This window comes from Kitasatospora sp. NPDC004531 (assembly GCF_053602195.1).
Genome location: NZ_JBSGDD010000157.1, coordinates 1 through 8,202, shown reverse-complemented (window position 1 = coordinate 8,202; position 8,202 = coordinate 1). Strand labels below are relative to the sequence as shown.

Below are 8,202 nucleotides of genomic sequence, written 5' to 3'. Positions count from 1 at the left end.
CTCGACGCCGAGCGCCCGGTGGGCGTCGGCGAGCACGGCCAGCACCCGCCAGCGAAGGGGGGAGGTGGGGACGGGGCGGTGGTGGGGGACTGCTGTGCCCGCCCGCCGGAGCACCCGCCGGCGAAGGGGGGAGGTGGGGACGGGATGGGGGTGGGTGGTGCGGGGCCCGCGAAGAGGGGAGGCGCGGCCGGGTGCGGGGCTGGGTTTTGCTGCGCCCACCCGCCCGCCCGAGCACCCGCCAGCGGAAGGGGGCGAAGGCAGGGGACGGGGCGGTGGTACGGGGCCGCTGCGCCCACCCGCCGGAGCACCCGCCGGCGAAGGGGGGAGGGTGGCCCGGGGCGCGGGGTGCGGTTTTGCTGCGCCCACCCACCCGTGGCCCGCCAGCGATGGGGGGAGGGGTGGCCCGGGGCGCGGGGTGCGGTTCGGCTGGGGGGTGCTCGGGTGGGTGGGTGGGGGCAGGGGAGGGTCAGGGGGTTTCGCCGGCGCGGACGAGGCCGTTCTCGTAGGCGAGGACGACGGCCTGGACGCGGTCGCGGAGGCCGAGTTTGGCGAGGATGCGGCCGACGTGGGTCTTGACGGTGGCCTCGGAGAGGACCAGGCGGGCGGCGATCTCGCCGTTGGAGAGGCCCTGGGCGACCAGCAGGAAGACCTCGCGCTCGCGTTCGGTGAGCGGGCCGAGGACGGCGGAGCCGGGCGTCGTGGCGGGGGTGGGCAGGACCTCGGCGAAGCGGTCGATCATGCGGCGGGTGGTGGTGGGCGCGACCACCGCGTCGCCGCCGTGCACGGCCCGGATCGCGGCGACCAGTTCGATCGGCGGCACGTCCTTGAGCAGGAACCCGGACGCCCCGGCCTTGAGCGCGGCGAAGGCGTACTCGTCCAGGTCGAAGGTGGTGAGGATGAGCACCCGGGGCGCGCCCTCGATCGGGTTGCCGCGGTCGTCGAGGCAGATCCGGCGGGTGGCCTGGACGCCGTCGAGGCGGGGCATCCGGACGTCCATCAGGATCACGTCGACGTCGGCGGTGCGCAGCACGTCGAGCGCCTGCTGGCCGTCGCCGGCCTCGGCGGCGATCTCGATGTCGCCCTGCGACTGCAGGACCATCCGGAAGCCGGTGCGCAGCAGTTCCTGGTCGTCGACCAGCATCACGCGGATCGGCATCGGTCGGGTCTCCTTCATTTGGACACTTTCAGGGGCAGGACGGCCCGGATCCGGAAGCCGCCGCCGGGCCGGGGCCCGACGTCCAGGCTGCCGCTGACCATACCGACCCGTTCGCGCATGCCGATCAGGCCGTGGCCGAGGCCGTCGGTGCCGCCGGCGGTGAGCTGTTCGCGGGTGCTGCCGCGGCCGTCGTCCTCGACCACGACCTCCAGTTCGCCGTCCCGGAAGTCGACGGAGACCTTGGCGCTGGCACCGGGGCCGCCGTGCTTGCGGACGTTGGTGAGGGCTTCCTGGACGATCCGGTAGACGGTGAGTTCCAGGCCGCGGGGGAGTTCGCGGACCTCGCCGCCGGCGGTGAACTCGACCGGCAGGCCGGCGGTGCGGACCTGTTCGAGCAGTTCGGGGAGTTCCTCGACGCCGGGCTGCGGCACGTACTCGCCGGTGGTGTCGGCGGTGCGCAGCACGCCGAGCAGGCGGCGCATCTCGGCGAGCGCCTGGCGGCCGGTGGAGGCGATGGTGCCGAGCGCCTCCTTGGTCTGCTGCGGGGAGGAGTCCATGACGTACGCGGCGCCGTCGGCCTGGACGATCATCACCGAGACGTTGTGCGCGACCACGTCGTGCAGCTCGCGGGCGATCCTGGCCCGTTCGGCGGCGACCGCGACCTGCGCCTGGGCGTCCCGTTCGCGCTCCAGCCGGGCGGCCCGGTCCTCCAGTTCGACCAGGTAGGCGCTGCGGACCCGGGTCAGCCGGCCCCACGCCCAGCACAGGACGAACGGGGTGGTCATCAGCGCGGCCAGCGCCGCCCGTTTGAGGAAGGTGTCGTTCTCGGCGGGGCTGGGCGGGACCAGCCGCCACACCGTGAGCGAGCCGGCCGCCAGGCTGGCGACCAGCGTCAGCCGGGAGGTCCAGGGCCGTCCGAAGGCCGCGCCGGTGTAGGCGAACACCAGGAAGGCGGCGGAGGACGCGCCGGGTTCGATCACGGCGGCGACGTGGATCAGGCCGATGACGACGGCCGCCGCGGTGGTGGCGTCGGGCCAGCGCCGCCGCACGGTCATCAGCCCCGGCAGGATCACGGCGAACGCGATGCCCAGGCCGAGCTGCGCGCCGGAGACCGGCCGGCCGTCCCGGTCGACCTGGTCCATCGCGACCAGCACGCCGAAGAACAGCACCGGCAGTGCCCAGGCGGAGTCCACCACCACGGGGTGTCGGCGGAGCCAGGCGTTGAGTCGATGCACGTGTCCAGCCTAGGGAGTCGGACGGTGTGTTCAGGTCCGCCGCAGGGGCGATCCACGGCTACTCCCCAGGGTGGAGACGCCTTCCTCCCGGTAACGTCGCCCGCTATGACTTGGATGCGGTGGCGGCCCGCGATCGATCACGCTCTGTACCGGCCCGACGGCGGTTTCTACCGCAGACCGGAGGGCCCGGCCGGGCACTTCCGCACCTCCGTGCACGCCTCCGCCCGGTTCGCCGGCGCGGTCGCCCGGCTGCTGGCCGGCGTGGACGCCGCGCTCGGCTCGCCCGACCGGCCGGCCTTCGTGGACGTCGGCGCAGGACGCGGCGAACTCACCCTCGCCGTGTACGACGCCCTGCCCGCGGACCTGCGCGCCCGGGTCGCTTTTTACGCCGTCGAACTCGCCGACCGCCCGGCCGGCCTGCCCGACGCGATCGCCTGGGGGCCCCGACTGCCGAGCGGCGTCTGCGGCCTGCTGTTCGCCAACGAGTGGCTCGACAACGTGCCGCTCGACATCGCCGAACGCGACGAGGACGGCGAGCTGCGGTACGTCGAGGTCGACCCGGAGGGCTACGAGCGGCTCGGCGGCCCGCTCGGCGCGGAGGACGCCGCCTGGGCCGAGCAGTGGTGGCCGGGCGGGGAGCGGGTGGAGCTCGGCGGGCCCCGGGACGCCGCCTGGGCCCGGGCCGTCGGCGCGCTGGAGCGCGGCCTCGCGGTGGCCGTCGACTACGCGCACACCCGTGACGCCCGGCCCCCGTTCGGCACCCTCACCGGCTTCCGGGACGGCCGGGAGACCGCGCCCGTCCCCGACGGCGGCTGCGACCTCACCGCGCACGTCGCCCTCGACGCCGCGGCGGTCCCGGACGGTCCGACGCTGCTGACCACCCAGCGCGCCGCGCTGCACGCGCTCGGCGTCAGCGGCGCCCGTCCGCCGCTCGCCCTCGCGAGCAGCGACCCGGCCGGGTACCTGCGGGCCCTCGGCGGGGCCGGGGAGGCCGCCGAACTCACCGACCCCGGCGGGCTCGGCGCGTTCCACTGGCTGGTCCAGGCCGTCCGCATGCCGGTACCGGGCGACCTCGCGGGCCTGCCGGGATGGCAGACTCTCACCTCATGAAGGAGTCGACGACCATGACGGAGACCACGGTCGGCATCGGCCCGGGCGCGCAGACGCTCCCCGGCGGGCCCGGCAGCACCGACATGGTTCTCAACATCGGCCCCCAGCACCCGTCCACGCACGGCGTCCTGCGACTGAAACTCGTCCTCGACGGCGAACGCATCAGCTCCGCCGAACCCGTCATCGGCTACATGCACCGCGGCGCGGAGAAGCTCTTCGAGGCCCGTGACTACCGGCAGATCATCATGCTGGCCAACCGGCACGACTGGCTGTCCGCCTTCGCCAACGAACTCGGCGTGGTGCTGGCCGTCGAGCGGATGCTCGGCATGGAGGTCCCGGAGCGCGCGGTCTGGCTGCGGACGCTGCTGGCCGAGCTCAACCGGGTGCTCAACCACCTGATGTTCCTGGGCTCGTACCCCCTGGAACTGGGCGGGATCACGCCGATCTTCCACTCCTTCAACGGACGCGAGGAACTCCAGCACGTGCTGGAGGAGGCCTCCGGCGGCCGCATGCACTACATGTTCAACCGGGTCGGCGGCCTGAAGGAGGACCTGCCGGCCGGGTGGCTCGGACGGGTCCGGGCGGCGGTCGGCGTGGTCCGCTCGCAGCTGCCCGTGTTCGAGGACCTGGTGCTCGGCAACGAGATCTTCCGGGGGCGGACGGCCGGCGTCGGCGTGCTCTCGAAGGAGCACGTGCACGCGTACGGCGTCAGCGGGCCGATCGCCCGGGCCAGCGGCGTCGACTTCGACCTGCGGCGGGACGAGCCGTACCTCGCGTACGGCGAGCTCCAGGACGTGCTGCGGGTGCCCGTCCGGGAGGAGGGCGACTGCCTGGCGCGGTTCGAGTGCCTGCTCGAACAGACGGCGAACTCGCTGGAGCTGGCGGACGCGTGCCTGGACCGGCTGGCGGGGATGCCGGGCGGGGCGATCAACCTGCGGCTGCCCAAGGTGCTCAAGGCTCCCGAAGGGGAGACGTACGCCTGGACGGAGAACCCGCTCGGGCTGAACGGGTACTACCTGGTGTCGCGCGGCGAGAAGACGCCTTGGCGGCTGAAGCTGCGGTCGGCGTCGTTCAACAACATCCAGGCGCTGACGGAGTTGTTGCCGGGGACGTTGGTGGCGGACATGGTGGCGATTTTGGGGTCGATGTTTTTTGTGGTGGGGGACATCGACAAGTAAGGGCGCGCCCCCACGTGGTCAATCAGCCGGGTGGGGGGCGAGCTTGGGGTTGTGGGCCTCGCAGAGGGTGACGAGGGTGGCGTAGGCGGCGGGGCCCATGAGTTCGGTGAGTTCGGGGCGGTAGGAGACGTAGACCGGGTCGGGGGCGTTGTGGGCCTCGGGGGAGCCGGTGCACCACCAGTGGAGGTCGTGGCCGCCGGGGCCCCAGCCGCGGCGGTCGTACTCGCCGATGGAGACCTGGAGGTAGCGGGTGTCGTCGGGGCGGTCGATCCAGTCGTAGGTGCGGCGGATCGGGAGCTGCCAGCAGACGTCGGGCTTGGTCTGGAGCGGGTCGAGGCCTTCGCGCAGGGCCAGGACGTGGAGGGCGCAGCCGGCGCCGCCGGGGAAGCCCGGGCTGTTGAGGAACAGGCAGGCGCCGTTGACGCGGCGGGTCTGCCGGTCGCCGTCCTCGTCGAACATGGTGATGCCGCCGTCGCGGCGGATGCGGCCCTTGGCGTCGGTGCCCTCGGGGTGGTGTTCCCAGATGTCGGGGGTGAGGCGGGCGGCGTGTTCGGCGACGCGCTGCTCGTCCTCCTCGTCGGAGTAGTGGGCGCCGAGGGTGCAGCAGCCGTCGGAGGCGCCGCGGCCGGGCTGGATGCCGTGGCAGCCCTTGCCGAAGATGCAGCCCCAGCGGGAGGTGAGCCAGGTGAGGTCGCAGCGGAACACCTGGTCGTCGTCGGCGGGGTCGGTGAATTCGACCCAGGCGCGCGGGAAGTCGAGGGCGACTTCGCGGACGGTGGGCATCGCCAGGTCGACGACCGGGCCCTTGGCGGGCTTGGGGGCCTTGCCGGACTTCTTGGACTTCTTGTTCTTCGCGCTGTCAGCTGGTGCCACCCGGCAAGGGTATGGCCTGGGCGGGGAAGCGCGGCGTGCGGTGGTGCGGCTTTTCGGAGGGTTTGCCGGAGTTGGCCGGGTTTCCGGGGGTGGGGAGGTGAAACGGCTGTGAAAAGGACCGCAGCCCGGGCGGCGGGGGCGGTGCGCGGCTCTAGGATGTCCCAGCCGGGGGTAGGTCGGACGCGCGAGCGTCCTTGCACGGGGGAGTGCACATGGGCGACAAGGTCGTCATCCGGTCGTGGGAACTCCACGGCGAGGGACGGGAGTTCGAGTCCGTCTCGAAGGAGTTCGGCAGCGCGGCGAAGCAGTTGGAGAGCGGGCTGGCGGCGCTGGGCGCGCCGTGGGGCAGTGACGCCCCGGGCAAGCCGTTCGGCGCCGCGTACGGCGAGGCCAGGGAAGGCGTGCTGGCCGGGCTGCAGGGTCTGGCGGAGCGGCTCGACCGGATCGGTCGGGGTCTGCACACCATGGCGGACAGCATCGAGCGCACCGACAGCGAGATCAGCGCGGACTTCAACGCGCCGTCGCTGAACCACCCGACCGCAACCGGCCGGGCCTGAACCGCAGTCAGAGCACGCGGCGGGCGGCTGTGCACGCCGAACCGCACCACCCGAAGGGGGAGCACGTGTCCAGGAACCTGCCGGAGGAACTCGCCCCCGCGCTGGCACGGACCGGCCACGCGTGGCCGCAGGCGGACGAGGACGGGCTGCGTCGAGCGGCCGGTCTGTGGCGGGAGTTCGGCTCGGAGGCGGACGCCCTGGTGCGGCGCGGCAACACCTCCGCGCAGCGGGTGTCCGGGGAGAACGAGGGCCCCGCGGTGGAGGCGTTCGCCACCCACTGGCAGCAGTTCAGCGGCGGCGGGCGCGGCCAGCTGGACGACGCCTCCGCGGCGGCCGGGCTGGTGGCCGCCGCGCTGGACAAGGCGGCCGGCGTGGTCGACCACAGCAAGGCCGAGATCATCGCGGTGCTGCAGGAGCTGACCGAGAAGATCCGGGCGGCGGACGCGGCCGAGGCGAAGGCCAAGGCGCAGCTCGCGCAGGCCGGCAAGGACATCACCTCCGGCGGCGTGGTCTCCGGCCTGGTGTCGGGCGCGGTCGCCGCCGTGAAGGAGGGCGTCGCCGAGGCCGAGGAGCTGGCGGCGGTCGCGGACGCCAAGCGGAAGATCGGCCAGCTGCTGGAGCAGTTGGAGCGGGACATGGCGGAGGCGGCGAAGTCGCTCGCCAAGGAGCCGGCGCTGGTGGCGCTGGAGCGGATCGCCCAGACCGACGGCCGGGGCCTGCACGGCGAGAGGCGCGAGTCCTCGATGGCCGCGCGCTCCGGGCAGGTCACCGGTGTGCTGGCGAAGTCCGGCGTGGGCAGCGCGGTGGAGGTCGCCGGGGTGGCCGGCGTGCACGCCGAGCTGAAGGCCGACGGCACCGTCAAGACCGACCGGCAGGGCAACCCGGTGCTGGTCGGCGACGACGGCCAGCGGGTCAAGGGCGTCGAGGGCGTCAAGGTCACCCAGGGCGCCGACGGCAGCCAGCTGGTCGGCCCGGACGGCACCCCGATCAGCGGCGTGGCGATGGGCGAGGACGGCAAGCCGCTGCTCGGCAAGGACGGCAAGCCGCTGCTGGTCGGCCTGACCGGCGCGCTGCTCGGCACCGGCATCACGCTGGCCCTCGGCCTGGACGGCCACCCCAAGCTCGGCGACGACGGCCACCCGGTGATGATGGCCGCCAACGGCACCCCGGTCTCCGGCCTGGTCGCCGACCCCAAGGGCCACCTGCTGGTCGGCAGCAACGGCCAGGCCGTCACCGTCAACGCGGACCTGCAGGCGGTCGGCCCGAACGGGCAGATCGTCCAGTTCGGCGCCGACGGCCGCCCGCTCGACCTGATCGGCAAGGACGGGCAGCCCGTCACCATCACCGACGGGCAGAGCAACGGCGGCCAGTTCGGCGGCCACCACAACGGCCGGGGCAACGGGCACGACGTCCCCGGCGCGCAGAACGGCCCGGGTGCGCAGAACGGAGCGGGCAACGGCCCGTTGGGCGGCCTGCCGGGCAAGATCGACAGCGCGCTGCACGACGGGCCGGGCCCCGACCAGGGCGGCGACCGGTCGCAGTCCGCCCCGGGGGGCAACCCGCATCGGGGCAACGGCAACTCCGGCTACCCGAACAACTCGGCTCCCGTGTACAGCAGTTCGCACAGCGGCGGGGCCCCGGTCGGCGGCGGCGGTGGCGGTGGCGGTTCGTACGGCGGCGGCGGTGGCGGCAACTGGTCGCCGAACGACGCGCCCTCGCCCTCCCCGTCCTCGCACGGCCCGGTGTCGGTGCACGTCGACTCGGTGCTGGCGCCGCCCGCGCCGAACCTGCCGCCCTCGGTGGGCAGCGGCGACATCTGGTCGTCCGGCGGCGGTGGCGGCGGTGGCGGCATCCACCGGGGCGGCGACTCCGGCCCGGTGTTCGGCGGCGGCTCGGGCGGCGGCGGTGGCGGGTCGATCCAGCTCGGCCCGGTCAGCGGTGGCGGCCCGGTCGGTGGCGGCGGCGGCATTCCGGTCGGCGGCCCGGTCGGCGCCGGCCCGGTGGCCGGTGCGGGCCCGGTCGGCGGTGCGCCCGTCGGCACGCCCGGCGCGGCCGGCACCCCCGGCGCCCCGGGCGCCGCGGCGGGTGCCCCC

At 74.3% G+C, this 8,202-nt stretch carries 7 protein-coding genes; 4 read left to right on the top strand and 3 right to left on the bottom strand.

All coding sequences use genetic code 11. The features are described 5' to 3' along the window. Positions 1 to 466 precede the first annotated feature (466 nt). Together ACWEMJ_RS32920 and ACWEMJ_RS32915 are read right to left on the bottom strand one after the other, a co-directional pair. The gene (locus ACWEMJ_RS32920) at positions 467 to 1,156 is read right to left on the bottom strand and encodes a response regulator (protein ID WP_452140813.1); all 690 of its coding nucleotides are present in this window, start codon (positions 1,154 to 1,156) and stop codon (positions 467 to 469) included. A 14-nt stretch (positions 1,157 to 1,170) separates the two neighbouring features. Continuing rightward, the gene (locus ACWEMJ_RS32915) at positions 1,171 to 2,391 is read right to left on the bottom strand and encodes a sensor histidine kinase (protein WP_452140812.1); all 1,221 of its coding nucleotides are present in this window, start codon (positions 2,389 to 2,391) and stop codon (positions 1,171 to 1,173) included. Positions 2,392 to 2,496: 105 nt separating this feature from the next. Between ACWEMJ_RS32915 and ACWEMJ_RS32910 the strand changes: the two genes are divergently transcribed. Both ACWEMJ_RS32910 and ACWEMJ_RS32905 read left to right on the top strand, forming a co-directional pair. Then, positions 2,497 to 3,501, top strand: a complete 1,005-nt coding sequence (locus ACWEMJ_RS32910; protein ID WP_452140811.1) for an SAM-dependent methyltransferase — start codon at positions 2,497 to 2,499, stop codon at positions 3,499 to 3,501. Positions 3,502 to 3,515: 14 nt separating this feature from the next. Beyond that, positions 3,516 to 4,679 carry an NADH-quinone oxidoreductase subunit D gene (locus tag ACWEMJ_RS32905; protein ID WP_452140810.1) on the top strand — a complete coding sequence of 388 codons (1,164 nt, stop codon included), beginning with the start codon at positions 3,516 to 3,518 and terminating at the stop codon, positions 4,677 to 4,679. 18 nt (positions 4,680 to 4,697) lie between these two features. Here ACWEMJ_RS32905 and ACWEMJ_RS32900 read toward each other — a convergent pair whose 3' ends face one another. Continuing rightward, positions 4,698 to 5,552, bottom strand: a complete 855-nt coding sequence (locus tag ACWEMJ_RS32900; RefSeq protein ID WP_452140809.1) for a hypothetical protein — start codon at positions 5,550 to 5,552, stop codon at positions 4,698 to 4,700. Positions 5,553 to 5,764: 212 nt separating this feature from the next. On the opposite strand from ACWEMJ_RS32900, the gene ACWEMJ_RS32895 reads away from it, so the two are divergent. Both ACWEMJ_RS32895 and ACWEMJ_RS32890 read left to right on the top strand, forming a co-directional pair. Next, positions 5,765 to 6,109 carry a WXG100 family type VII secretion target gene (locus ACWEMJ_RS32895; RefSeq protein ID WP_452140808.1) on the top strand — a complete coding sequence of 115 codons (345 nt, stop codon included), beginning with the start codon at positions 5,765 to 5,767 and terminating at the stop codon, positions 6,107 to 6,109. A gap of 65 nt (positions 6,110 to 6,174) precedes the next feature. Continuing rightward, positions 6,175 to 8,202 (top strand): WXG100-like domain-containing protein (locus tag ACWEMJ_RS32890; RefSeq protein WP_452140807.1); only part of this gene is annotated, 2,028 nt, incomplete at its 3' end.